A 25,250-nucleotide genomic window follows, 5' to 3' on the forward strand; every position below is an offset into this window, starting at 1 on the left:
TATGACTTGGTCGAGCTATGCTACCGGAAAAATATGACACGACGCTCGCTCTGAAGGCGATTGGCCTAAGCGATCAACTGAACAAGACCGAGAAACGTGTTGCTGTCGCATTGCTAGACCATTTTAATCGTAAAACAGCCCGATGCGACCCTTCTCAGCAAACGATAGCTGCGCTCCTCGGGGTAGACCGAAAAACGGTCAATCGAGCGATCAGGAAGATCGTCAGGTTGGGCTACTTCAATTCGTTACGACATCGAGGAAATCGGCATTGTAATTCCTACCAACCGTGTTGGCATCGATTTCGAGCCGACGAAGAGAAGTGGAGTGCTGACCGTCAGAAACACAGGAGCCGCTTTGATGCGCCAGAAATGTCCCCGTCAGTGAGGCAGGTTTGCCTCACAACTGGCCGCGAGATCACCTCACAAACCTATCCTACCAACATCTTTCCACTAACCTCTTCCGATCCTCAACAAAACGCTGCCTATCAGGGGTGGACCAGCCCGCCTGCGCGTGAGGAGACGCAGAACTACATCGAAATCTTTGCGCCGCGGATCGAGCGGAGGCTTGGCAGTGCAAGGTATAAATCATGGTTTCAGTCGGTGAGATTGGAGGAACTGCGAAAGGACGAAATTGTATTGTCTGCCGATATGAAATTTGTCGCGGCAAAGATCGTGGAGCAGTTCGAGCCGCAGGTTTTGGAGTGCTTTCGCCCGGAACATCCAAACTTGGTTCGCCTAGTCGTTATTGTTCGTACCCCACGCGACCGCTAAGTATTTGACGGGTCCTTCTGGTGGATGAGACCGGCGCGGGTAATTCGCACCGCGCCACTGCGCTAGCCGAAGGGACCGAAAAGTTAGGTTGACAAGGTTGACACGGTTGACAGTCGGGTTGACAGCGTGGGGGGTGGTCAAAAGTCTGCCGGCGATGCTGCGGAGACCGGTCTTCCTGGTTCACGCGCAAAAAGTTCAGAAATAAAAGCAAAAAGCCCACTTGGCTTGGCAGGGGGAGGGGGGTGGTGAGATCCTGCGAGCCCTCCCGCTCACGGACCGGCCCCACTCTCATTCAGGGATTTTTTTCCGTGGTGGTGCGCAGTTTCGTAGCGCGCCGTTCGGCGGTGTGCGAACCGAGGCAATGTCAATTGCGAAAAGCCCTTTCGTTCAGACCCTTAGCAGACCCATATTCGAATGCCTGCAATTGGCGCCGTCGGCGCAGCCAAATTTGACTATTTATTTCCTGCCAATCGACGTGGCGCGCGCCGCGATTGAAAAATTGTCGCGAAATTGGGGAGGGGGAGGTCAGTCCGCTCGGACCAAAAAGCGGCGGGATGATCCTGGTGCAAGGCTCACAGTAAAAGCGTTCATCGCGCTTGCTGCGTCGCGATTCAACGTTTCACAGCCGGTCTCTCGACCGCTATAATGCTGGCCGATTACGATCCGTCAGCTTGCAATACCTATTTTGTGTTCATCCGCGAATAGCCCAGCCAGTATCCTTTCAAAGGAGGCGATAATGGCACCTACCTGGCAGTTATCCGGAGATTATTTCGAGAACTGCAACTGCACCGTGGTCTGTCCCTGCCTTGTATCGAAATCCGCCCCGCTGACGTCGAAGCCGACCGAAGGCGTATGCGACGTCGCGCTGCTCTTTCATATCGACAAGGGAAGCTATGAGAGCACTGCGCTGGACGGCCTGAACGTGGCGCTCGCAGTCCATACCCCCGGCCCGATGGCGGACGGCAACTGGTCTGTCGCCGCCTACATTGACGAGCGAGCCAACGAAAAGCAGACAGAGGCATTGGGCGCCATTTTCACCGGAGCGGTGGGGGGACCCATGGCGCATTTCGCGCCACTGATTGCGAAGACGATCGGCGTGAAGAAGGTCCCGATCACCTATGGCATCAAAGGCAAGACACGCTCCGCGGAAATTCCGGGCATCCTGCACATGAGCGTTGATCCGCTGCCGACGGCACATCCGAGTGGCGAGATGTGGGCAAACGTCGGCCATCCGGTTAGTCCCGACAAGCTCGCCCTTGCGGTGGGCGCGCCTGGAAACACATTCACTGATCACGGCATGCGTTGGGACAACTCCGGCAAGAACGGTCATTACGCGCCGATAAGCTGGTCAAGCACCTCCTGATGAGCACATCGGCTCTCGAAGCCGTTTTGCAGCGCGACCGCGCCGTCATCATCGCGGCGCTCGGGGTGCTTACCGCACTGGCCTGGTCTGACCTGGTCTGGCTCGCCGACGATATGGCGATGGGCGGAATGGATATGACCGGCTACCGCATGATCCCCGCCGGTCAGGCCTTGATGATGCCGGCAACTTCGCCCTGGCAGCCGATCGAATTTGCGTATGTATTCGTCATGTGGGTCGCGATGATGATCGGCATGATGACGCCCTCGGCGGCGCCGATAATCCTCGTTTATGCACGTATTGGGCGCCAGGCAGCGGAAGGCCGGGCGCTTGCCCCAGCCGCATGGTTTACGAGCGGCTATTTGCTGGCGTGGTTCGGCTTTTCACTCGCGGCAACCTTGGCGCAATGGGCGCTTGAGCGCCCAGCTTTGCTCACGCCCATGATGGCCAGCGCAAGCAAGATCGTCGCCGGCATCCTGCTGATGCTGGCCGGGCTCTATCAATGGACACCGCTGAAGGATGTTTGCTTGTCCCGATGCCAGGCGCCGCTCGGATTCATCCTGAGCCGCGGCGGCTTCCGCGCAACTGCGACCGGCTCATTGATTCTGGGCCTTCGCCACGGCATCTACTGCCTCGGATGCTGCTGGGCCCTGATGGCCCTCCTCTTCGCTCTTGGCGTGATGAACCTTTTCTGGATTGTCGCGCTCGCCATCCTAGTTTTGCTTGAGAAGGTCATCCCGTCAGGCCGGCTGATCGCGCGGATGGCGGGCATCGCATTCTTCGCCGGGGGCGTGTGGATGCTATTGCAGCCGAGTTAAGAGGCGCAAAAATCGCTGAGAGATTGTCGGTTCTTGTCGAAAGCCGCCGGAGCCCTAGCTTCTGGGACCAATCGAGCGCGATCCAGGGGGAGTTGCTGGATCGTCGCTCAATGGCCGACTTCTTCCATAACATCTCATTTGCGAATGACGTTGAGGACGATGGACTGCAGGCAAACCGCTCATTTCAAATGACTTACGTCGCCGCCTTCTGGTTGCGTTGCGCTGCCTCTAAACTTTTTTGTAATTGACCATTTTCTGAACTTCTGCTCCAGATTCTGGTCGGGGTAGGAGGATGAATTGTTAATAGAAATTCCTGAGTGGCAAAATGATCCCCTCAAGGCATTAGAGTTTGGAGCTCACCTTCGATCAGTAGAGCAGGCGAGCATTTACAAGTTCGATTTTGGCAAAGTCGCCTTCGCTACCCCCGGATGGATGCTGGTTATTGGCGATGCACTACGTGAGTTTCGCGGTGCTCGCCCCGACGCGAAACGACAGGCCATCAATTATCGTCACCTCGGTTATGCCGCCCATGTTGGCTTTTTCCAATACTTTGGAATGGAGTACGGTCAGGCGCCGTCAGAGGCCGCTGGTAGCAACACCTATGTTCCTATTAGCGAGGTCGACGTTTCTCAGTTGCGGGCAAGCGCCTCGGATAAGTTCTTGCAAGTAGGGGAATTGATCGAGGAGGACGCCCAGCAGCTCGCGCAAATCTTGACCCAGACGCAAGATGGAGAGGTTGTTAAAACGCTGACCTATTCGATTCGGGAGATCGTGCGAAACGTCGTCGAGCACAGCGGCTCAACAACTTACGCGATTTCAGCGCAGTATTGGCCGGCAAATAGGTGTGCGGAGCTGGCAGTTTCGGATTCCGGCTGCGGCATACTTGCGTCTTTGAAAGAAAATCCAAGGCTCCGCGCCGAAACAGACCTAGATGCCCTGAAGCTTTCTCTGTTGCCTGGAATATCATCGAAAGCCTGGCGTCGTCGCAAGGCGAGCGATGTTTGGGCGAATAGTGGCTACGGGCTGTTTATGACCCAACGATTATGCTCTCTCGGCGGGGAGTTCACGCTCTTAAGTGGACGAGCCGGTATGAGGATCGTTGGATCAGAGGCCCCTACCGTTCAATGCATAGTTCCCGGAACGACCGTCATCTTGCGGATCGACGCCGGTCGAGTCGCAAGTCTAACCAAACGATTGGCCGAATTTCATCAAGAAGGCGCGAGGCTTGCGAAGGCTGTTGGAGGCGCCAATAGGCTTGGTCCCTCCCTTGCCTCTCAAGTTTTGAGACCTACAGCTAAGACGGATTTTCTATGAAGTCGCGATTTGAAGAAGTGATCGCTTCCGGATTGTTTAGCGTCGTTGAGAAGATCGAAATTCCCCCTCGTTCTGAACGGCTACTGCCCATTCCGCCGGACTTCAGTATAGGGTCGATCGGGCAGTGGTTGGCCAAGCTCGGTGGACCTGACGGTGCACTGTGGCGTCATCAGAGTTTAGCTCTCGGCTCGATCGCCGATGGCCTCAATGTAGTTGTGTCAACAGGCACGGCTTCGGGAAAGTCGCTCGTATTCCAGGCCGCGATCGCGAAAGAGCTGACAGAGGGAGATGGCAAGGCTATTGTTCTTTATCCCCTCAAGGCTCTGCTAGCTGATCAGCTGGCGCGTTGGAAAAAGCTCGCTCGCGAGCTTGGACTCCCCGAGGGTACGGTCGCTGAACTGCACGGCCAAGTCCTGCCTGACGAGCGGGCGGACGCAGTCAAATCGGCGCGCTTGTTGGTCGCCACCCCAGACGTACTGCAAGCTTGGTTTATGCGACAAGTGGCGGCGCCGGCATTTAGAAGTCTCCTGTGTTTGACGAAATACGTCGTGTTGGATGAGGCGCATGTTTATGAATCTGTCTTTGGCAGCAACGTTGCGTACCTTCTTAGACGATTTCTCGCGGCAAGAAGGCGCGCTTCAAAGGAAACAGGCATAAATAGGCATCTTCAAATTATCGCGGCTACAGCGACGATTGCAGATCCATGCGAACACCTTGAAAGGTTGACCGGATGGCCTTTTGTTGGGATTGGTGAAGAAGACGATGGCGCGCCAACGTTCGGGCGTACGCTATATCACATTGAAGGCCCCGACACTGCCGCACCAGCGGAGTCATTTCTGTCTGATCTTATCTCGCGGGTGATCGACGGACAAACCCCCGAAGGATCTTTCATAGCCTTTCACAACTCTCGTCAAGGCGTTGAGCGGATCGCAAGAACCGTCAATCAGGACGACGTATTGCCGTATCGCAGCGGTTACGAGCTAGAAGATCGAGCCAAAATTGAGCGCGCTCTGCGACATGGTGAGCTGAGAGGCGTCATCTCTACCTCGGCGCTGGAATTGGGCATCGATGTTGCGCAATTTAGGCTTGGGCTCAACCTCGGCGTTCCTCAGTCCAAAAAGGCTTTCCGGCAGCGGCTTGGACGCGTGGGGCGGGCCGCCCATGGCTGCTTCGCCGTCATAGCTCCGCGACTCGCGTTCGCGCGGTACGGAACGACGTTTCAGGAATATTACGAGGGCTCGGTAGAGCCATCGCACCTCTATCTTAGCAATCGCTTCATTCAGTTCGCTCACGCGCGTTGTCTGATAGATGAATCGGAATCGCTTGGGAACGATACGAAGGGTTTGCCGCCGGGCGTATCCTGGCCTGAGAGTTTCGAGAAAGTGTACGAGATAGCTCGTCCAGGTGCGCGTCGTCCAAGGGAGTTTGACTATATAGCTCAGCTGGGTGCTGACTCGCCTCACTACAACTATCCTCTGCGTCAAGTCGGAGAAGCCAGCTACAAAATCAGGGAAGGTAGCAAGGACTTTAGCGAGTTGATTGGCGACATCGCCCTCAACCAAGCTATTCGCGAGGCATATCCGGGAGCGCTATATCTGCACCTTCGTCGGCCGACCAAGGTTGTCGAGTGGCGATCATCCTCCTTCGATCGGACGATTCGCATCGAGACCGCGCGAAACATGGCTCCCACGCGTCCGATCCTTAAGAAGACTGTGAACGTTAGCTTCAACTCTGACGAAATTGTAGCGGGGCGACTACTTACGGGAGCCGCCGGCGGGATCGCAGAGATAAACGTTCAGGTGAACGAGTCGGTCGAGGGGTTTTCTATTGGAGGAAAGAGCTTTCTGTATCGTGATCTAAGAGCGCAAGACCCGCGTATGACCCGTAAGCAGAGGGAGTTTCGCTCGACTGGCGTACTTATCAAGATATCTGAACCATGGTTTGGGGGTACAGGGCCTCAGTCAAATACGCGCTCGAGCGTGGCAGAAGGCCTTAAGCAGCTATTGCTGAGAGAGAAGAGCATCTCGCCCAATGATATCGACTGTGCATATACCAACATCGCGTTCTATGTCGACGGTGCACCCCGGAGGGCGACGGACACAATTGTTATTTACGACAGCATATATGGCGGTCTCCGGTTGACTGAGCCGCTCTATGCTGAGTTTTCAGATTACCTCGCGATGCTCGAGAAGGGTGCCCAGCTCGCTGGCTCAAACGCTTTCATCGATACAGATACGGTATCTAGGCTTCGAAGCTGGTTTGGGTCGCTAGCGCCGGGAGCGCCCTCGATTACCGGTGCTCCGATAGCTGCGGATGGAGAGTACCTGATCTACGCTCCTGGAAGTGAGGTTGCTCTACTTCATCAGGGCGTTTTGGTAGACCGCGTTCTCATCGCGCCCCAGCTAATGCCCTTGGGAGACGCGATTATGCTTATGTACAGTTACGAGAATGGAAACCGGGGTGGAGCCTGGATCCCGCACGATCAAATTCAGGCAACGGGGCAAAACTGGCACTACGCATACTGGAACCCCGAGACTGGCGAGATCAGGGACGCTGAGTCGAGCGACGGCGTGTTCTAGAGACGTACTCAAAAGGGGGGGCAATGAGGTTTTTGGAAGGGGCGACTCTATCAAGAGCAATCAGAGCGCTGGTTCAAAAGAAAAGTTTGAAAATCGCCGTCTCGTACTGGGGGCTGCCGGCTTGGATTTAATGGGCCTGGATCCGAGGCGAAAGGATGTGGCCTTAATCTGCTGCTTGAAGGGCGGAAAGTCTGATCCGGACTTGATCGAGCAGTTTGGACGGCGAGCGAAACAGAACGACCGGCTGCATGCGAAGGTAATATGGACCAACGCTGCCGCAATAGTGAGCTCCGCAAACGCGTCCTCAAATGGGTTGCCGGAAGAGGAGGCCGCCTCAGCCGGCCTAATCGAAGCGGGGACCTTGATTTCTGACGATAAGGAATTGCTCGCGATCAAGGAGTGGTTTGACGAATTATATCGAAAGTCGAGGGTCATTAAGAAGCAAGATCTCGAAGCCGCGCGCGCGGCGCGAAATAAGCGAATTTGGAAACAAAATTCAAAGCTGTCGTCAGATAAGAAGCAGTCGCTCATCGAGGCGATGCAGGATGGCGGGAGTCTTGAATTCGACAAGCAGCGTATCTTTTTTGTTCTTTATAGGGAGCGGCCCACCAGCACACAGCTCGCCAAAGCAAGAGCGACCGTAAAAAAAGACAAGGAAGCTATCGCGAACACATACAAGATGTCTGATTTACAATTCCGCGGATTAGATTTCTATTTCAATTGGCCAACGCTTCCTTCAAGCGCCTACCTAATCGATCTCGAGTCGTACCGCCGAGCATGGCACGTACATGGGATACTAAAGACGTTCGACACAAAACGCACGTGGCCAGTTCGTTTCGCAAATGGAGAGACGGATCGGCTGACATTCGCTCAACCGGCGCGGCATGCATTCCCCTACTCAATCGGCCTTAAGGATCGAGCAGTCCTGAGAGCTGCGGCGAACAAATTGTGGAAGCGAGCGAGCGGCGATTCATCAGGTCGAATTATCTCCCTTAAAGATGCCGCCGCGACAATCTTGAGCCTTACCGAAGCGCAAGGCGGGAAATGATCGGTCACCGGCCGACTTCTTCCATAACAGCTGATAGGCGAGCGCTCGTCGTGAGTGGGAGCTAGTGGCTAAGCGCCTTGGACCTTGGCGAGAGCAGCCATCTTTGCGCTTAATGCATTCAACGGGCTGGTATCAGAGCGTCCATTGGTCTGCACTCTCCACCGCGGTGGATCATCGCATGGCAGTTCGCACAAACGATTGCAAGCTCGTTCAATTTGATCGGCCGTCCTTCAGCAGGAGCTTCGCTCAGTGGCTTTAAGTGGTGGACATGCGCAAACTCCTTGCCAAGTTCCCCGTAAGTTGCCTTGAAGTCGAAGCCGCAGCGGGGTACCTCACATTTCAAGAAGCCCTTGTTTTCCCAGAGAGCTGCCTGGATCTTTTTTGCGCGTACAGATGCTTCGCGTCTGCGGTGAAGAATGTACCTCCTGCGCTCCTCGCCCTCGAAACCTTGAATTTCTGGATCGTCCGCATCGGTTGATCTAGCCGGCAGAGCACCACGGGTCACAATGCAATGGCCACTTGCCGCGTCGTATGAAGTGACAGCCCAAGGTACCGGATCAAGACGCCGTTTCTCCACCGCGGATGACTCCGCTTCAGCGTCCAAATGATCGCGCTTCTCACCTTCTAAGATGATCGCGCGTACTGGCAGCCCATCACGATATGCAATCCGCAGATTATCATCGAGCTCATTCGCGCGCTTCTTCCATTGTGCAGCCCCCCTGCCGCCAAATCGCCCATCGCGCAGGCGAATATTTTGGTCATGTACGATGTCCTCTCCGGCAATCGTCAGGTCTTCGTGGAAGAATAGCGCAACGACCACCTTGTCGGGCTGACGAAAGGACCAATTATAGCAGTACTTTGGATTCATAGCCGGATTGGAGCCCTTGAAGTCGCTCCATTCGCTCACATCGACGCCTGCCTCCTTGACCAAGTCGATCACCAGGGGTTTCGCTATCGGTCTAAGGGCGGCAAGGTCAGTCATGGCGATCACGAGAACATCCTTGGAATAAAGCGTTATGTAGTCACACCCCTTATGCCAAGATTCAACCGCTACTGCCAAGGTTACTCGCAAGCCAAACTTCACGGTGCACGCGGCTCTGTCCCGGCTCTCATTGCCCTCCACATCATTCCGATTGAGTCTTGGCGCTTGTAGTAGAGCTTGTTGACCGATTGATGCGGTGCGTTCTCTTCCGCCTTGGGAACGAGCGTAACCTCGACGCTGTCGATTCGCGCTATGTGTGTTGTACTTCCGGAGGCCTTTTGCGCCCGTCGGAAGGCCGGTATCGTTGCTCCGCCGTGGCCATTGCGTCCCGGCAGCAGTCTCGGGGGGATAGATGCAAAAGAACGGTGCGGTGATCGTCTTCAGCGCTGGCGACCTCGTTGGACACCTGAATTGTCGATACCTCACACACCTCGACCTTAAGGTTGCCCGGGGCGAACTGGCCAAGCCAAAAATCCGCGATGACCCGACCCTCGATGCCCTGGTGCAGCGCGGCAAGGCTCATGAGCAGAGTTTCGTCGATTACCTGGCCAAGGAGGGTGGGGCCGTCACAGTTATCGCCGGCGTCGGCGTCGATGATGTCTCGGTTGACCAAACGCGGCAAGCGATGGTGCGCGGCGATGCGGCAATTGTTCAGGCGGCGTTACGGAATGGGCATTGGAGCGGTCGCGCCGACGTGCTGCGGCGGGTCGAGGCACCAAGCGGTTTGGGCGCCTGGTCCTACGAGGTCACCGACACCAAGTTGGCCCGCGAGACCAAGGGCAACACGGTTCTGCAGCTGAGCCTCTACTCGGATCTATTGGCGATCACACAGCAGAAGGTCCCGGAGGCGGCCCACGTTGTGACGCCCGGCACGGAGTATCTGCCTGAGGCCTACCGCGTGGCTGATTTTGCGGCGTTCTACCGCCGGATCAAGCAAAGCCTGGAGACCTTTGCGGCGTCACCCCTGCATGATGGACTCTATCCCGACCCGATCGAGCACTGCGAGGTCTGCCGATGGCGCGAGCCCTGTGCTTCCAAGCGGCGGGCCGACGATCACCTGTCGCTCGTCGCGGGGATAGCCAAGACTCAGATTGAAGAGCTGGTGCGGCAAGGTGCGGGTACAATGGCCGCACTTGCGACCCTGCCGATCCCGCTGCAGTGGCGACCCGATCGAGGCACTTCGTCAAGCTACGAGAAGGTTCGCGAGCAGGCGAGGCTCCAGGTGGAGGGGCGTGTTGCGGGCGAGGTGCTTTACGAGCCGTTGCCGCTGGTACCGGAATTTGGCCTATTCCGGCTGCCCGAGCCTTCCCCCGGCGACATCTTTTTCGATTTCGAAGGCGATCCATTCGTGGACGGCGGCGGGCTCGAGTTCCTGTTCGGCTACCTCTATGCCAAGGACGACGGCACAGACGTTTATGTCGGCGACTGGGTGACGACACGGCAGCAAGAACGGGTGGCGTTCGAGCGTTTCATTGACTTCGTGACGGAGCGGCTGACCACCCATCCCGGCTTGCACGTCTATCACTACGCGCCTTATGAGCCGGCCGCGCTGAAACGATTGATGGGGCGATACGCTACGCGAGAGGACGAGGTCGACAATCTCCTTCGGGCGGGCGTGTTTGTCGACCTGTACGCCGTCGTCCGACAGGGCATTCGAGCCAGCGTCGAAAGTTATTCGATCAAGAAGCTCGAGCCGTTGTACCGGTTTGACCGCGCCGTCCCGCTGATTGATGTCGGCGGCGCCATGGCACGGGTGCAGGCCTGCCTCGAACTGGCCGATGCCAATGCAATTGATGCCGGCGATCAGGCGGCCATCGTCGGATACAACCGCGACGATTGTGCCTCGACGCGCGCCTTGCGGGACTGGCTTGAAGGGGTACGGGGCGGGCTGATCGCGCAGGGGGAGAGGATCGATCGGCCGCAGCCGAAGGCTGCCGAGATAAGCGAGGGCCTCAGCGGCTGGAAGCGCCGGGTTGCTGGACTTGTAGCGCGGTTGACCGGCGACGTTCCGGACGATGTTGCCGAACGCAGCGATGAGCAGCAGGCGCGCTGGTTGCTTGCTCACTTGATCGACTTCTTCGGCCGCGAGAACAAGGCGGTGTGGTGGGAGTATTTCCGGCTGAGCGATTTATCGGCCGAGGATCTCCTATATGAGCGCGCAGGACTGGGAGGGCTGACCTTTCTCGGTCTCGTTGGAGGCACAGCGAAGGCACCCATTCACCGGTACGGCTTCACGGTTCAGGAGACTGATGTTCGCCCCGACGACGATTTGAGGAGCGTAGGCGGCGACAAGCTTGGCAGCGTCGTGGCCATGTCGGATGACGACAGAACCATCGACATCAAGAAGCGCCAAAACACAGAAGATTTTCATCCCGAAGCAGTCTTCGCTCATAAGTTCATTGACAATCAGGTTCTCGCAGAATCGGTGTTCCGCATTGGCGAGTATGTCGCAGACAACGGGATCGTCGGGCCGGGTGTATATCGGGCTGCTCGCGACTTGCTGCTCAAAGTGGCTCCACGTCTTTCCGGGCAGATGTTAGAGCAACCTGGCGAGCCACCGCTAGCGACCGCAATGCGTGCCGCTGTCTCGCTTGATCAGAGCGTTTTGCCAGTGCAGGGCCCGCCGGGCGCCGGTAAAACTCACGCCGGTGCGCGCATGATCTGCGCGCTTGTGCGTGATGGGCGGACGGTCGGCATTACAGCCAACAGCCATAAGGTCATTCGCCACTTACTCGATAAATCCCTGGAGGCCGCTGCCGAGCAAAGTCTTCCAATTCAGTGCATTCAGAAGGTCAAGGATCAGCCGGTCTCTGTGCCTGGATTTCAACAAACGACGAACAACCCGGACTTCATCGACGGGCTTAGCAATGGTTGCCAGGTTGGCGGTGCTACCAGCTGGTTTTGGGCCCGGCCGGATGCGACGGGCATTTTGGATGTTCTGTTCGTTGACGAAGCCGCGCAAATGTCATTGGCGAGCGTCTTGGCCGTATCGCAGGCGGCCGAGAGCATTGTCCTCCTGGGCGACCCTAGACAGCTTGAGCAGCCGATACAGGGCAGCCATCCGGACGGCGTCGCTACGTCCACGCTTGACCATGTCCTGGGCGAACACGCAACGATCGAGGCTGACCGCGGACTCTTTCTCGGAGAAACCTGGCGTTTACACCCCGACATCTGCGCTTTCACGTCGGAGCTCTTTTATGAAGGTCGACTTCGCTCACGTACGGGACTGGAGCGGCAGGAGGTTAGGTCGACGAGCCGAGTGAACGGGGTGGGCCTTCGGCATCTTGCCGTCCAGCATGTCGGCAACCAGAATTCGTCGCCAGAAGAAGCAGACGAGATCAAGAGACTCGTTGATGAGATTTTGAGTAGCAACGCGAGTTGGGTTGACGCTTCAGGGACAGAAGCGGCAATTCGGCTAGAAGACATTCTGATCATCGCCCCCTACAACGCGCAGGTCTTTGAGCTTCAGGAGCGGTTGCCGGGCGCGCGTATCGGTACCGTCGACAAGTTTCAGGGACAGGAGGCGCCTCTCGTGATTTATTCGATGACGACCTCGTCTCATGCCGACGCCCCGCGGGGAATGGAGTTTCTCTACAGCGCCAACCGGCTGAACGTGGCGACTTCGCGGGCGAGATGCATCTGTGTTTTGGTGGCCAGTCCTCGTCTGTTCGAGGTCGAATGCCGAACGCCCCGCCAGATGCAATTGGCGAACGCGTTCTGCCGGTATCTTGAGTTGGCTCGTCCGCTTTAGCTGCGAGCTTGCGACCGCCCCCGGGCAGGTTAGCGAGCCGGGCCGGATCGGCCACCGGCCGACTTCTTCCATAACAATGGGTATGCGAACACATCGGAAGAGTCCCGCCATGAAAGTCACTACATCAACGGGTCATTGCCTTTCGGCTGCTGCAGGAAGTCTGCGAGCTGAGATTCTGCGGCAGTCAGCTCGAAGGCATTGCGCAGAGTCATCATACCCGCTGACTGCATCAGGTCGGCGTCGGAGATAACTAGTATTGGGTGGAAGAGGGAAAGCGGAGAGTCAGTTACATCTGATGAAGCGGTAAGTCCGCGGGCCTCGATAATAAACTCTGCTGACTGCAAGCCTGAGCTTCTTTTCTTAACGGGAAAATTGCACTTACGCCGGCGAATTTCCTTGGTTGTCATCCTCACCAAGGCTGGCTACCATCTAGAAATATTTTTGAAAATTGCTTTGAAGGTGCGGCGATGGTTTTTTGGGACATAGTCCGTGTATTTTTCCCGAAAGTAGTTCTGGTCGCCTTAGCACTGTTTGCGTTTAGGCTGGTCGTGTTGACGTTATTGGAGAAACGCAACCCAGCTCATGTTGTGTCTTATCGCGAGGTGCTACCGAGAGATATCCTCGTTACTTTCGTGATTGGTTTCGGCGTTTTTCCAATTTCAAATTTTTTAAATCGCTGGATTGCGTATGAGCCAGAGCTCCCGCGCTTAGTCATGGAATTGCCGCTGGCGATCCGCGTGGTGCTCTACCTCCTGATCGGCGATCTTGGGCATTACTGGGTGCACAGACTCATGCACACACGTCACTTCTGGCGTACTCACAAGTGGCATCACGCGCCTACATACATGTATTGGTTAGCCGGCGTCCGCGCTTCGGTCACGCAGGTGACGTTGGTCAATCTACCATACATCGCGGCTGGAGCGTTTCTCGCGTTCTCCCCGTGGTGGATTTTTTGGGCCATTATCTTAAAGAACACTGCGCAGAATGATTTCATGCACTTCAACCGATGGTGGGGCAACCGATGGCTTGAATGGTTCATCGTAACGCCTCGTTACCATCATATTCATCACAGTGATAATCCGGACCATTATAACAGCAATTTAGCCGCACTATTTCCGATCTGGGATCACCTGTTCGGAACTTATGTTGACCCCGACACGGTCCAAAAGCCTTTACGTTTTGGCATTGGGGAATCTGTACCGCCGATCCGACTTTTCATTGGTATTTGACCCTGCCGCGCCGCGCGGTGGTGGCACCATGTGTTATTTAGTCGAGGCTGGCGAACAGCTGGGCGCTACCCGTACAGCATCAAACGCGCAGGTTTCGGTTCGGGGAAGCCGAGGATCAAACATCGGTGGCGCGTGAGATCGGACGGTGATGCCGAGCATTGGGCACCATCGCCTCACGGACCGAAACTTGTAAATTGAACGACGTCGATCCCCTCGGCGACCTGACCGACGATCCTTGATCGCCAGCGGTCATCCCAATCGCGATATCGACCAATTGTTGCCGTGGGTATACCAAAAGCAAGACCTCGAGATCGTGGCCTGAAAACTCCGCTCACCGTTCACACGTTACCACGACACGAGAAACAGCAGCTCCCGTTGGTTCGACGGTAGCCCTGGTGCGAGTTGCCCAAGCGGTGTGCACTCAGGTATCGGCTGTCGGGTGTGAGCGCGATACAGGCTTAGAGCAGGGCATCTTCGAGCGATGCGACCAAGGAAATTACGCCTTGATATCGACGCGCCAGCGAGCGCACGTTGGGGGCGCGGACGCGCTGATGCCTGCTGGCGTCGTCCGCCGGAGTACACAGGAAAGCACTGCGCCAGCGCGAATTGAGCGCCTAAGCCGCCAGTCGACAGACGGTCTGGCGCTGGGCGGGACGCGTGCGGCCGTTTTCTCTACGCCGAAGGAATTTTGATCCGGTATATTTCCATTTTTTGGCCGATGCCTTTCAAGTTTTGGTAGTCGCGCGATGCCGAGTATCCTTTGACGATGTCCATGACTCCGGGAGCCTCCATCACCGTTTCTGTCAGGCATATTTCGTCGACACCGGCTAGCCCTTGCACACGGGCGGCGATATTCACGTCCTGTCCGAAATAGTCGATCCGATCGTTGAGTCTTACGGCTATGGCCCTGCCTCTGTGCACGCCGATCTTGAGGCCGAGCGGCTGCGAAGCGGTTTTGTTGAATCGCGACAGCTCTTCGATCATCTCGACGGATGCAAGAACGGCATCCTGTGGACGCTCGAAGCCAGCCATGACTGCATCACCGATCGTCTTCACGATCGTGCCAGACCGCTTCTTAATGATCTTATTCAAGATGTCGAAGTGCTGACGAACGAGAAAGTAGGCGTTCACATCGCCGATGCTTTCATATAGCGGAGTCGAATCCTTTAGATCAGTGAATAGATAAGTGATGTCGGAAACGGCTAGACTATCGCGCTCATCCACCAGTTGGGTCTTATAGAGTTCGCCGAAGCAGGGGGTGAGCAATAATCGCTTGCCGGAAAGAAAAGGCTCATACTCGACCAGATGGGGCTGGAACTGGGAAGGATACTGGAGAAACCAGAAGCGGCCTCGATCGTTGGTACGGTTCTCAATGTGGATGATGTGTTTGCCTGGGCTAAGATCGGCCGTCTGTCGAAACGCAAAGCGTCCGTCGCCAAGGATCATATTTCTCGGCCGAGTGGGGCGATCAGCAACTACGAACCGGCCCGATTCGAGCTGGACCAGCGTTTCTTGGCGTTCCGCCGGTTCACCGTTCGCGAAGAAAACCAGAAGAAGCTTGTGGCTAAGATCGAGCACCTCGAAACGGCCGGCTGTTACGTCGAATTCAAAGTCCAACCGCTGACCTGCCTCGAGATCGGCAAATCCCCGCGAGAGTGCCGCAACGAGTTGCTCGTGTGTCATTCCGTGCGGGGGCTTGAAGTCCTTGGAGAAGTTGTAACGGAGATAGTAGTCTTGGACGGCCAGCAACTCCGGATGACGATATAGGATGTCCCGAACCAAATTCGAGACGGTAAAGGTGACTTGGATGTAGTCATCAAGCGCCGCCTCATTGAGGGCGTTGCAGAACTCGCATTGGAAACGTGGATGAACCTGGTCTAGCTCACGAAAAGTGCCGGCAACCTGCGGGCAATAGGCGCAGATGAGCAGCCACTGCATCTCGAATAGGCCAACCTTAGCGGCGTGGACGAACAGCTCGATTCCTTCAGCGTCACTTAGGCGGTTGGCAGTCGCGTATTGGATAGGATTGACGCGAAAGAGATCATAGTCGCCGGAGGTGCGAATAAAACCTTCGAGATCCGAAAGGGTCTGAGGGGCCCAGCTCGCTATCGACCCGAGTTCTAAGAGACGCTGATTCAGGAGGCCTTCGTTGACTGGGGATGACCCTTGCATTCCAGTATGATACCTCGCTCCATGCCGGCAATGCTGTTAGTCGGCCATTCGACTAGCCACGCGACAATCGACGCGGTCTGTCCAACTGATTTTAGTCGAACCGAGCCGGATAAGAAAAGTCAGCTCTATTGGCCTGTATCATCCAGCAATGCGGCACTTTCATCGAATAAGTAGTGCCCGGTCTTCGTCCATCATGTCCATGTGAGCGGTGCAGCGCGGTCCTAGAGTTGGGTCTAGAGCGGGCTGTCCGCGCTACGCTATGAAACGGGGTCACCCATTCCGTCAGCGTTGATCGCCAGATCAGCTGGATCCCTATTAGCTTGGCTCGGAGGGACATTCGTCAATTGGTCAACAAAGCCGTTTGAAGGGCGCGGAAGAAAACCGCGTATCATTGGGCCTGCAGAAATTGGACGCCGATGAGGGGTCAACTTTGCAGCTAATCGACAGTCTGACGGCAAGCGCAGCCCTGGGGATGCGTAGGTCTGAAACGAGTTAACCGGAAATTACAGGTTCTCGCCGATGCTGAATTCATTTCAGTCGCACCGCCGCGGGTCCCCAGACCCGTTTTCATTTCGATCTCACCTGCTCGGTTAGCAGTCTCCTCATCGGGGAAGTCCGCTATGTGCAAGGGAATACTGATCGGGCTTTTGGCACTCCTCTGCTTGACGATATGCGATCACTATTGGTCAAATGGCCGCTATACCGCAGCTGCGATCTTGATGACAAAGCAGATCGGTCGCGCTTACGGTGTCTGAGTCAAGCAGCTGAGGAAGAATAGAATACGAGACGAACATTGGCGGAGGAGCATCACCGAGGTGGCAAAGAAAGCTCTATGCCACTCCATAAGCTTGCTCGTTGTCTGATGGTGCTTCCGCCAAGAGCCGCACTCGATCACTCCGGCAACTGAGCAAAGAACTCTCCGCTCGTCCTGCTCGTTCGCTCCCGCTGTTTCTGAAAGCGCTGCAGCCGGGCATAGACCGCCTGACGCGTGCGGCCCAGCTCTTCTCCGATCTCGTCAGCCGTGGCGCCCCCGTCAAGAAGCGCCAGTAGTCTCGCCTCTTCCTTCCGACAACCATGGACGCGTCAAGGAGCGCCTGTTCGTCATCCGCGAAGCCCTACCAATGCTTAAACGCGTGGCAGCGCCGGCCGGCGCGGCGGGTCCGGAAATCGCGCGGGCGACTATATGCGTGGCGGCGCCGGCAACCGGGTGGGCTCCGGCGCGCGATTTCCGCGCGTCATCCATGCTGCTCGACGCGCGTAACTTCGTCTAAGAGCAGGCAGCAACCAGGCCGATACATCCTCGTGGTCCATGCCACCTAAGAATGCCTCGCATCCATTTAAGAAAGATTGCTAGCATTCGTACTTACTACAATAATGCAGCACGAAGCTGCGCTCTGACAGATTTGCTGGCGCATCGCCGCAGGGTGGTCGCCGACCTGCAAACGGTTTCGGGCTCGATGCAAAAAAGTGGTCCTAACCGTCCGAGAGGAACGAGCGCTGATTGAAGCGGCCACCAAGAGCTCAAGCCGGCGCCCGATTCACAGAGAACCATAAGCTAAGCGACCTCGCTCGCCGATTGCGTAGCAGTAACCCGGTGGAAATCATTCGCAAATAAGCTTGTGATTGCGCTCGTGACTGATCAAGCGCGCTAGGCATGTGGAGTCCCGCTCGCCCGTCGGTGAGCGCGCTTCCGTTGATTGAGAGAGATGCGCGTCAACAAGATCAATTGGGACAAGGTCGATCGCGTGACGGAGCCCGGACGATACAGGTACTTCTTTGGCTATCTAACCGTCACGTCAGAAGACATCGAAGTATGGACGCGCTATCCCAACGCGACGTTCACGCTGATCACCCAGATGGCGGACGAGCAGTCGATAGGCGAAGAATATCGTCTAGGCGCATTCGACATTGGCGATCCTCAACGGTAGGAGTGCCGCCCTCGGTGAGGTGTTACGCCGCCACCTGCCCAAGCTTCGCACGCCGCTCAAGAGCATAGATGGTCGACAGGAGGTTGTCGCGCCGGGCGCGAAGATTTAGCGCAAGAAGCGGATAGATTGGCTTCTGCACGTCGAACACGCCTGCCTTGGCTTCCTCTTCGAGGATATCGGAGTTCATTAGATCAACGCGCCACCACAGATCGGCGATGAGCGCGCTGAGCTGCAGTTCCCCGGTGATACCGGAACGGGACACTTCTTGCATCGTTTGCCTCAACCTGAAACAGCCACTCCACGGGAAGTGGCCTTTGGTCTTGACTAAGCAAACGGAGTGCCAAGCAATGCCCTGCCGGGTTCCAGAATTAACTTCCAGAGTTAGGATCAAGCTTAACTCCCGAGTTTGATTGCCGTCGGCATCTAATATCGTAGCTTGGCGTCTGACATTGTCCGCGTCCGGCTTTGCGAGTGCGAGTTCGACATGGTGCGCCGGCGCGTTTTCTACTGCGGATAGTAAGAGCTTCGTCGTGACGAATGAACCGACCGATGATCCGCTGGATCTTATGGAGATACGAGAACAGATCAGGGTATTGCGATCGAAGCACTCCGACAATCTTCCTCTCACAGCAATCCTGAACCGCTTCCTCGTGAAAATCTCATTTCTATCGGAGCCGAGAGATGCCGCGCATATGCAACGTTTGCGGTTTGAATTCGGTCGAACGCTGCAAAGCGTTGAAGCAATCCTCGCGCGCGGCCACTCAACGAAGCCGTCAAGCGTCGTGAAGCGACCCAAGTCACACTAGCGCGGGACTACTTTCGCCCGCGCGCGTGGTGGTGCTTGATGCCGTCGCGAAGTCGTCCTCGTTGTGCGTAGCGGTGCCTTCGCAGCAAGGGAGGAGGAGCCACCCTCTCGGTCGGGGGCCTTGGTCGTTAGTACAGGCACATATGTCAGAACGACGAGCCACACTCGACACGGGCCAGCCAAAGAGTGACGTGCAAGCCCCCTGTGGTTGGTGACTTGGCGTGATCTATTGACGCTCTCGCGGGGGTACGGGACGTTCGGTGGCGTCTGGTGCAGCGGAGCCATCTACTCCGAGCATCCGTGCAACCTCGGGCCATCGAGGATCGATTTCGACGCGCTGTCCCGCCGGGACAGCCCCGGATCGCGCCGCTTTGGTGACGAACTCGCCTTCACCGCGCGTTTCAACTAGATGATAGTAACAGCCAGTTTGGACCGGTGCGTCGGGGTCACGAGCCATTATGCCTGCGTCATAGTAGCCGCAGGCAAGCCGCTGCAGCGTGGTCTTGCCGCGTCTAGACTGTTCAGGTGACAAAGTCGACTGTTCACCTTCTCTCTGCAGGGTCTGAGCGCGCAGGCCAATTGTTCGGCTCACCCTGTTCAGAATTTCAGAGGCGTCGACGGTAGCTTGCATCCTACTAGTGGCGACATATTGCGGCCAATCATAGCGAAACGACTCGACGCCTCCATCATTGAGAAACGTAATCGTTACCTTTGAGCCCGCCCCGACCACCGGTATTCCATCGATCTCCCTGGTGAAAACGATTCTGTTGGCAACGACAGCCGAATAGGAGGAAGTGCCGTCCGCCGCCACGCCGCCTTCCATGCGCGCCGAAACCAGCTCAGCCTCCAGTCTCTCCGCAGGCCCCAACACGATCGTATCCGCCAGGTACCGGGCTATGAAGTCGCGTCCCATGGCTTGTAAAGTTTCGGTCGACATCTTGCGGCCCGGCTCAAGCCTGTTCTCATGCGCCTTGCTCGTCGCGGTGAGATTGACGAACTCAGCGGCACTTCCGTCGCCAAAGATAGTCAGCCTCCAGTCGTTTGTCGAAACTAGAAGGCGGCCTCGCTGCCGCTCTCTGCTCGCTCGATCGACGGAAAAGGACTGGTCGACCTTCTTGAGGGACTCGGTCAGTATCGATAGCGCGCTCTCGGGCGTCCGAACACTTTGCCTTGAAAGAATCGGAACAGTCCGCTCTCCGAGCGCCGTGGCGAGGGAGCGCCGAGCATTCTCCTGTGCGCGGCCTGTGGCCTCAGCGCTTGCCGGTGAAGCGCCGGAGACTGCAAGGAGAATGTTGAGCACAAGGGCCGCCGATGCGAATTGATAGCGCATTGCCTGTTCTCCTCAATTCCAGCTGCTCCAGCAAACAAATCCGATTTGCGAATCGCGAAGCACGGGGGTGCCAAAAAGGGTGGGCAGAGACACCCTCATCCTGTTCCAACAGTCGTTAGCGTTGGCGCCAGTGGCCATCGCGGTCGGGGCATTGTCATTATCGGCGTACCAAGTTGATTCGAGCCAAGCTTGGGAGATGGGCTCTCCATCCTGCATGCGACTGGCGAACTCGGTGGCGGATTGGTCATTGCCGGAGTAGAGAAGGTTGTGCGCGCCGACTGTCATCACCAAGCCACCAGCGAAGGTGCCGAGCCAGCGAGAAAGGACAGCGGCTGCTCCATCGCTGGTTTGCAGCGTCGAGCAGGAAAAGGTGGCAAGCACCATTAGCTGTCGACTGCTATCGCCCAGCCGCATGTTCGAGGTGACTGCATTGCTACCTTGATCCCACATCGCCCAAAAGGCGGTGGAGCTATTAACGCCCGAATGAGTGTTCATGTAGAGAATGTCAACTGAATCCGCGCCACCGCAGCTCTGACCGCAACCATCATTGGCTTTCTCCAGAGGTTGTTTGGCGCCATGCAGATTGAAGTAGAATCTGACGTTGTCCGTCTGGCCTATTTGGCTCATGAAATTACCGCAGCGTCGCCACACGTCGCTGTTTCCAACGTCAGTCTGCCAATTGTTCTGATATTCCTGTTGGCACCGGACGCCCACTTCTGTCGCGGGGTGAAAAGGACGCGCTGAGGCGGTAGAGCCCGGGATAAGAATCATTGAAATCAGTATTACAATTAGAGAACATCGATTTAGCATCGGCTGAACCGAAATGCTGGTTTGCATCGAACCCTCCTGGAGCTTCCGTAAGCGAAAAAATGATGGTGGAGTCTATCTGTCGGATCATCCCTTCGATGACACTGGGATCGCCTGGCGGTTAGGCTGAAGCCTATCCTCTGTCCAAAAGCAGGCTAGTGACTGAGTTCACACTGTAGAGGAATCGTAAATGGCTAGACAATCTTGATTGCGAATTCCTGTAAGCCAGTCTTACGTATCGATGGACGGAATATCAGACCCGCCGCGCCTCTTCGGCGCCGTGCCGAAGCCGGTCATCAATCTGCGCGTGGGGACGAGAATTGCCGAACCTGGCTCCCTGCAAAAAGTGCTTACGTACCGATACGCAAAACGCAAAGCATCGGCGCCCGCGATGCCCGCGGCTGACCCAACTGTCGGCGCCGCATTTAGCCGCATAAGCGGAAAGGCGAGGCGAGCGGCGGCGCGTTGGAGAGATCTACTCAGACACTGTTTACGTCGTTGGGGCGCGACGCGCTCTTCGGTCGGGCGGGAGGGCCGGAATGTCTCTCCGTCAGTTCCCACCGACGGAGCAGGTCAATTCGTGTTGTTTCAAAATATTATTTTCTCGGGACGGTGCCGTGGGGACATACGCGGCTCTGTGCTTGGGGATGGCCCGCAACGCAGCCATTCCCGGCGGGCCTTCCCTCACTGGTTCCGAATTAGATACGTTTGCAAGTGTGGCCTAGATGACATTGCTCTGCGGCAGAGCTGCTGTAGGTTGCTGCTCACCGGGGCTGGCTGCATATTTCACTTAGATCTTTTTCACCCGGAGTTTTTTGACAATGAGGCCGCAGCGGTTCCCCCGCTGCGGCCTTCGTATCCTCGGAACTAAACCGGAAGCGAACGATTTCACTGATCTTGTCCGGACAATTTTCCGGGCCGATCAATTCGGGGGCCGACAATCCCTCTGGGCCGCAGCACTCGCACATTGGACCGATGAAGCTCGGACTCAAGCTCCATCACGGCGACTTCAGCGCGCAGTCTCCGTAGCTCATCCATCGTTTTCTTTAGTTCGTCATCCGACAACTTCGGACGATGCGAGAAAAAGGGCAGCTTCATAAATCTAGCCTCTCTCTCATTAGACGCACCATGATCAGGCAAGTTTCGCTCGCTAGCCAGAAAATTACTGGAACATAGAGAACTCACAGACGTGCTGTATTCTCTCCGATCGCGTCACAGTGAGGTCGAGCGCTATGCTCGAAATATGCACATGCTAACGCTACCCCATAACGTACGTTAATCTAAGGGCTAGGTTGCTTCTCCCGGTTCGTTCGCGCACGGTGGAGATACGGAGCCGGCAGCCTAGATTAATTTCAGGATTTTTACCGGCCGGCCCGACAAGCGTCATTTGCATTGCGGCCTATTTTTAATCCGATTGCGAGGACATCATGAGCGACTCGGCTCAGACGCACAGTGATTGCCAGTGGAATTCCATTGAGGCGATCAAGAAACGCCTCACGATCATCGCTAATAGGCAACGCCGTCTTGAAAGAGAGATTGCTCGGATTAGACCAGCGCGCAAGCATAGCTGGCTCCTCTGATCTTTCAGCGCCGGTTTAGCTCAGTGGTAGAGCGCCGTCCCTGTATGGCGGAGGTCGGAGGTTCAATTCCTCTCAACCGGCACCACTTATTTTCCCTTTGACGCCGGCGCGGGTCGATTCAGTTCGTCGAGTGTTCGAGACGGTTTGTCAGTATGAGTTTTGAAAAACTGAGCGATGCCAGCGTTCTTCGTCTTTATGAGAATATCAGGCAGCAGGTAGCCACCGACATCAGCAATGGTCGCTACCACTTCTTGGGTGAAACGGCCAAACGGCGAGCCGAGGATCTACGCGAGGAGATTGATCGCCGGCAACTGCATGCGCTGCCAATCGATTGGCCGTAGCGCGAGCACCGAGGCGTTTCACGGTTTGCCTTCTCTCAATTAGGAAAAAAGATAAAGTCCATGCGCTGGTCAAGATCTGAGGATGAGCAATTTCGGTCGTTAGTTGAATCAGGCGCCGAAATCGACGATATAGCTAAGTCATTAATGAAAACGGCGGAGCAACTCCGTGCGCGGGGCTACCATTTAGGATTGCCACGCAAGTGGTTTAACAAGACGACTGCTCCAAAATATAGCCGTCATCCGTGAGAATGGTCTGAGGAGTTTTGGACCTCCGCTTCATTCAACCGGCTATGCTGGGGACATTCAATGAACCTTTCGGGCCTACCCGAGACAAATGAGAGTACTCGAAGGCGCGAGGACGAACTGAGCCAAGTGGATGCATCGGGCGATCAAAAGCGAGGTGGTCTCCGCCTTTCGCCAACCGGCATCGCGTGGGTCGTTTCATGCGTTGTAGCAATGCTGGGCTGGGTAAGCGCGCTCGTGTAGTTCCTGTGGAACATGCTACGCGCGGTCACCGGATGGGGCCGGCCTCAAAATCAAATCTACGCTACTTTGACTGCCGTGTAGATGATCATTCCCCGCAGCGCAATGTTGATCTGTATTGTTTTGGCCATAGACCCTCGTCAAGACCGCTTGAGTGGGCTTCGACTCTGGCAACACAATGTCAACGACTCGCTAAAGGTCCCCATTCAACAGGGCTGTGCAGCGCACCTACAAAGAGCTTCGCCAAATTTCGATAACGTTTCGGCCCTTTTGCTGACGCAGCTTTCTTGAAACCAAGCGCGACCGGCAGTTTACCGAGCAGCCGCCCGCCGTTGCCGCATTGCGGCGAGGATGATCGGCAAGCGGCTTGGAGGTCGCCTTGAATGGTCGCGACGCGTCCCGGTGATCAGATCGTTCAAAAGGACAAGGTACATGGAGCTTCATCCCGTAGTCTGGTTGATTTTCGTTAGTATTGGGGCATCGAACGTCGTCACGGCAGATCCGCTCCATGTCGGAAATTTTCCAGACATCAAAAGCTGCACCGAGGCGATCCAGAGAGTTCAAGTCGGTCCAAAGCCTGACATGACCTATCCGGGCCTTTTCATGTGCGTGCCTGCAAACACAGGCAAGCCGAGCGATCCGCCAGCTCCGCTGGGCCGGTAAGCATTAGCGAGAATGACTTTGGTTCGTCTGCTGCTAATCGTGGCCGCGGTAACTATTGCCGCCACCTTGCTGGCTAAACACATCGGGCACTGCAATGATCGAGCCGGAGGACGCCGTCTTCGTAACTGGAACGGCTGGCAGCGTTGTTGATTGCTGGCAGCGTTGTTGATTGGTGTAAAGCAAAGCATCAATGTGTTCCCAGCCGGAATGGTCTTGAAGCTCTTCCAAAGCCTTACCTTCGCGGCTCCGCTCGACCAGCCAATCCTGATGCTCCTCGACGTTGCGGCCTCGTAAGGTGGCGACAGCCTTGATCAGCATTGCTGCGGCGACGCGTCGAGGAGCTTTGATTCATGGCCTCTGCTGCCACGACCAGCGCTTCGGCACTTCTGAACTGCGATAGTCTAGGTCAATGTAAGGCAAGATCTTGTGAAGCTCTTCCTCTGACTTCTCATGATGCCCATGTTTCCACAGCCCAGGATGAACTTTGAGCGCTCTGCACTAAGATCACGGCATCACATTGGTCGAACGCGACCAGCGGCATTAGTCGCGTTCGGCAAGTTGCAGGGCCTTCGAACCCAAGCAATCTGCGTTTCACTCTGAGGACCTATTTCAGCTCGTCCTCAACCTTGTCGAAGGTAAGCGACGGCAAGAACGTAACGTCGATGCAACGAGCCCGAACATCATCCGGGTCGAGCTCGGTCAGCTTACGGGGTGAGATTGCTCCGCCGTTCCCCTGAACCCATGCGCACTCCCAAAGCATGGCAAGTGACAAAATTGGCGCTACGAACCGAATAACTGCCGTTGTCGCCGCCTTAAAGCGCGGCCTAATTTTCCTGTAAAGTGCGGACATCCACGTTTACTCGCCTGGGTGGACAGCGTTCTGGTCAACTACAGCGGATACCTGATTGCTTCCGGCTATTTGATCCTGCTAGTTCTATTGTCGGGAATGATCGCGAAGATCCAAGCCAGTGAGCGAGTTTTGTATTGGCTTTCTCGCGTTATCCCGTTGGGCTATGCGATGGACATTCTGTCTGACTAGATGTTTTTCGGGATCGTTCCGCCGTTAAACAGCAACAGCATCCAGATCATGGCAGCGCTCTTGCTGCTCGCAATAGCACTAGTGTTTGAGTCTGTATTGTATCGTAGAAAGCAGGTTTATCGTAGTGCTCCCGCGGCGCATCGCAAAACCTCTGCCAGGCGGATGTTTCTTGAGGGGCTGCGGCTTGTCGGCTCCTGCTGTAGTATGCAACCACTGCGACTGGGCTCGGGGCAAGGTCTGGCTGGACCGGC

Annotated in this window: 18 protein-coding genes and 1 tRNA gene; 11 read left to right on the forward strand and 8 right to left on the reverse strand. The window is 56.2% G+C overall.

What is annotated here, in order from left to right; genetic code table 11:
• Window positions 1-17 precede the first annotated feature (17 nt).
• The 6 genes from CIT39_RS02500 (at window position 18) to CIT39_RS02525 (ending at window position 7,889) form a co-directional block, all read left to right on the forward strand.
• Window positions 18-770 carry a helix-turn-helix domain-containing protein gene (locus CIT39_RS02500; RefSeq protein ID WP_094973625.1) on the forward strand — a complete coding sequence of 251 codons (753 nt, stop codon included), beginning with the start codon at window positions 18-20 and terminating at the stop codon, window positions 768-770.
• Between the two features lie 736 nt (window positions 771-1,506).
• Window positions 1,507-2,133 (forward strand): DUF1326 domain-containing protein, encoded by a 627-nt coding sequence (locus tag CIT39_RS02505; RefSeq protein WP_094973624.1) that lies wholly within the window; start codon window positions 1,507-1,509, stop codon window positions 2,131-2,133.
• Complete coding sequence (locus tag CIT39_RS02510) at window positions 2,133-2,948, forward strand: DUF2182 domain-containing protein (RefSeq protein ID WP_094973623.1); 816 nt, start codon at window positions 2,133-2,135, stop codon at window positions 2,946-2,948. Before CIT39_RS02505 ends, CIT39_RS02510 begins: the two co-directional genes overlap by 1 nt.
• A 297-nt stretch (window positions 2,949-3,245) precedes the next feature.
• The gene (locus CIT39_RS02515; protein ID WP_148667351.1) at window positions 3,246-4,262 is read left to right on the forward strand and encodes an ATP-binding protein; all 1,017 of its coding nucleotides are present in this window, start codon (window positions 3,246-3,248) and stop codon (window positions 4,260-4,262) included.
• Entirely contained in the window at window positions 4,259-6,841 is a 2,583-nt protein-coding gene (locus tag CIT39_RS02520; protein WP_094973621.1) for a DEAD/DEAH box helicase, read from the forward strand. Before CIT39_RS02515 ends, CIT39_RS02520 begins: the two co-directional genes overlap by 4 nt.
• Before the next feature lie 202 nt (window positions 6,842-7,043).
• Window positions 7,044-7,889: a hypothetical protein gene (locus CIT39_RS02525; protein WP_334273067.1), complete on the forward strand. Its 846-nt coding sequence runs from the start codon at window positions 7,044-7,046 to the stop codon at window positions 7,887-7,889.
• Between the two features lie 118 nt (window positions 7,890-8,007).
• On the opposite strand, the gene CIT39_RS02530 is transcribed toward CIT39_RS02525, so the two are convergent.
• Window positions 8,008-8,871, reverse strand: coding sequence for an HNH endonuclease (locus tag CIT39_RS02530; protein ID WP_244607645.1), 864 nt, complete (start codon window positions 8,869-8,871; stop codon window positions 8,008-8,010).
• 352 nt (window positions 8,872-9,223) lie between these two features.
• Here CIT39_RS02530 and CIT39_RS02535 point away from each other — a divergent pair, with 352 nt between their 5' ends.
• Window positions 9,224-12,622 carry a TM0106 family RecB-like putative nuclease gene (locus CIT39_RS02535; RefSeq protein ID WP_094973618.1) on the forward strand — a complete coding sequence of 1,133 codons (3,399 nt, stop codon included), beginning with the start codon at window positions 9,224-9,226 and terminating at the stop codon, window positions 12,620-12,622.
• Window positions 12,623-12,741: 119 nt separating this feature from the next.
• On the opposite strand, the gene CIT39_RS02540 is transcribed toward CIT39_RS02535, so the two are convergent.
• Window positions 12,742-13,029 (reverse strand): hypothetical protein, encoded by a 288-nt coding sequence (locus CIT39_RS02540; RefSeq protein ID WP_244607506.1) that lies wholly within the window; start codon window positions 13,027-13,029, stop codon window positions 12,742-12,744.
• Between the two features lie 60 nt (window positions 13,030-13,089).
• Between CIT39_RS02540 and CIT39_RS02545 the strand changes: the two genes are divergently transcribed.
• A complete protein-coding gene (locus CIT39_RS02545; protein ID WP_094973617.1) occupies window positions 13,090-13,851 on the forward strand; it encodes a sterol desaturase family protein in 762 nt (253 codons plus the stop codon).
• A gap of 672 nt (window positions 13,852-14,523) precedes the next feature.
• Here CIT39_RS02545 and CIT39_RS02550 read toward each other — a convergent pair.
• Both CIT39_RS02550 and CIT39_RS33135 read right to left on the reverse strand, forming a co-directional pair.
• The gene (locus tag CIT39_RS02550; protein ID WP_094973616.1) at window positions 14,524-16,023 is read right to left on the reverse strand and encodes an adenylate/guanylate cyclase domain-containing protein; all 1,500 of its coding nucleotides are present in this window, start codon (window positions 16,021-16,023) and stop codon (window positions 14,524-14,526) included.
• A gap of 891 nt (window positions 16,024-16,914) precedes the next feature.
• The gene (locus tag CIT39_RS33135) at window positions 16,915-17,070 is read right to left on the reverse strand and encodes a helix-turn-helix domain-containing protein (protein WP_109853928.1); all 156 of its coding nucleotides are present in this window, start codon (window positions 17,068-17,070) and stop codon (window positions 16,915-16,917) included.
• A gap of 659 nt (window positions 17,071-17,729) precedes the next feature.
• On the opposite strand from CIT39_RS33135, the gene CIT39_RS02555 reads away from it, so the two are divergent.
• On the forward strand, window positions 17,730-17,951 hold the full coding sequence (locus CIT39_RS02555; protein ID WP_094973615.1) for a hypothetical protein: 222 nt from the start codon (window positions 17,730-17,732) through the stop codon (window positions 17,949-17,951).
• A 22-nt stretch (window positions 17,952-17,973) separates the two neighbouring features.
• Here CIT39_RS02555 and CIT39_RS02560 read toward each other — a convergent pair whose 3' ends face one another.
• From CIT39_RS02560 to CIT39_RS02570, 3 genes are all read right to left on the reverse strand, one after another.
• Window positions 17,974-18,222 (reverse strand): hypothetical protein, encoded by a 249-nt coding sequence (locus tag CIT39_RS02560; RefSeq protein ID WP_094973614.1) that lies wholly within the window; start codon window positions 18,220-18,222, stop codon window positions 17,974-17,976.
• A 760-nt stretch (window positions 18,223-18,982) separates the two neighbouring features.
• Window positions 18,983-20,086, reverse strand: coding sequence for a hypothetical protein (locus CIT39_RS02565; protein WP_094973612.1), 1,104 nt, complete (start codon window positions 20,084-20,086; stop codon window positions 18,983-18,985).
• 12 nt (window positions 20,087-20,098) lie between these two features.
• Entirely contained in the window at window positions 20,099-20,923 is an 825-nt protein-coding gene (locus CIT39_RS02570; protein ID WP_148667353.1) for a DUF6345 domain-containing protein, read from the reverse strand.
• 1,559 nt (window positions 20,924-22,482) lie between these two features.
• On the opposite strand from CIT39_RS02570, the gene CIT39_RS02575 reads away from it, so the two are divergent.
• Window positions 22,483-22,558, forward strand: a tRNA-Thr gene (locus CIT39_RS02575).
• Between the two features lie 67 nt (window positions 22,559-22,625).
• The gene (locus CIT39_RS02580; protein ID WP_094973610.1) at window positions 22,626-22,814 is read left to right on the forward strand and encodes a hypothetical protein; all 189 of its coding nucleotides are present in this window, start codon (window positions 22,626-22,628) and stop codon (window positions 22,812-22,814) included.
• Between the two features lie 1,179 nt (window positions 22,815-23,993).
• On the opposite strand, the gene CIT39_RS02585 is transcribed toward CIT39_RS02580, so the two are convergent.
• Window positions 23,994-24,278, reverse strand: coding sequence for a hypothetical protein (locus CIT39_RS02585; RefSeq protein WP_148667354.1), 285 nt, complete (start codon window positions 24,276-24,278; stop codon window positions 23,994-23,996).
• Window positions 24,279-25,250 lie beyond the last annotated feature (972 nt).

The sequence above is a fragment of the Bradyrhizobium symbiodeficiens genome, assembly GCF_002266465.3.
Lineage (GTDB): Bacteria > Pseudomonadota > Alphaproteobacteria > Rhizobiales > Xanthobacteraceae > Bradyrhizobium > Bradyrhizobium symbiodeficiens.

Excerpts from the sequence above, each read along its gene's own strand:
- CIT39_RS02560 (WP_094973614.1), bottom strand. The coding sequence starts at position 18,222 with ATGCAAGAAGTGTCCCGTTCCGGTATCACCGGGGAACTGCAGCTCAGC.
- CIT39_RS02510 (WP_094973623.1), top strand. The coding sequence starts at position 2,133 with ATGAGCACATCGGCTCTCGAAGCCGTTTTGCAGCGCGACCGCGCCGTC.
- CIT39_RS02500 (WP_094973625.1), top strand. The coding sequence starts at position 18 with ATGCTACCGGAAAAATATGACACGACGCTCGCTCTGAAGGCGATTGGC.
- CIT39_RS02565 (WP_094973612.1), bottom strand. The coding sequence starts at position 20,086 with ATGCGCTATCAATTCGCATCGGCGGCCCTTGTGCTCAACATTCTCCTT.
- CIT39_RS02535 (WP_094973618.1), top strand. The coding sequence starts at position 9,224 with ATGCAAAAGAACGGTGCGGTGATCGTCTTCAGCGCTGGCGACCTCGTT.
- CIT39_RS02580 (WP_094973610.1), top strand. The coding sequence starts at position 22,626 with ATGAGTTTTGAAAAACTGAGCGATGCCAGCGTTCTTCGTCTTTATGAG.
- CIT39_RS02545 (WP_094973617.1), top strand. The coding sequence starts at position 13,090 with ATGGTTTTTTGGGACATAGTCCGTGTATTTTTCCCGAAAGTAGTTCTG.
- CIT39_RS02570 (WP_148667353.1), bottom strand. The coding sequence starts at position 20,923 with ATGCAAACCAGCATTTCGGTTCAGCCGATGCTAAATCGATGTTCTCTA.
- CIT39_RS02530 (WP_244607645.1), bottom strand. The coding sequence starts at position 8,871 with ATGACTGACCTTGCCGCCCTTAGACCGATAGCGAAACCCCTGGTGATC.
- CIT39_RS02505 (WP_094973624.1), top strand. The coding sequence starts at position 1,507 with ATGGCACCTACCTGGCAGTTATCCGGAGATTATTTCGAGAACTGCAAC.
- CIT39_RS02540 (WP_244607506.1), bottom strand. The coding sequence starts at position 13,029 with ATGACAACCAAGGAAATTCGCCGGCGTAAGTGCAATTTTCCCGTTAAG.
- CIT39_RS02550 (WP_094973616.1), bottom strand. The coding sequence starts at position 16,023 with ATGCAAGGGTCATCCCCAGTCAACGAAGGCCTCCTGAATCAGCGTCTC.
- CIT39_RS02585 (WP_148667354.1), bottom strand. The coding sequence starts at position 24,278 with ATGCTGATCAAGGCTGTCGCCACCTTACGAGGCCGCAACGTCGAGGAG.
- CIT39_RS02555 (WP_094973615.1), top strand. The coding sequence starts at position 17,730 with ATGCGCGTCAACAAGATCAATTGGGACAAGGTCGATCGCGTGACGGAG.
- CIT39_RS02520 (WP_094973621.1), top strand. The coding sequence starts at position 4,259 with ATGAAGTCGCGATTTGAAGAAGTGATCGCTTCCGGATTGTTTAGCGTC.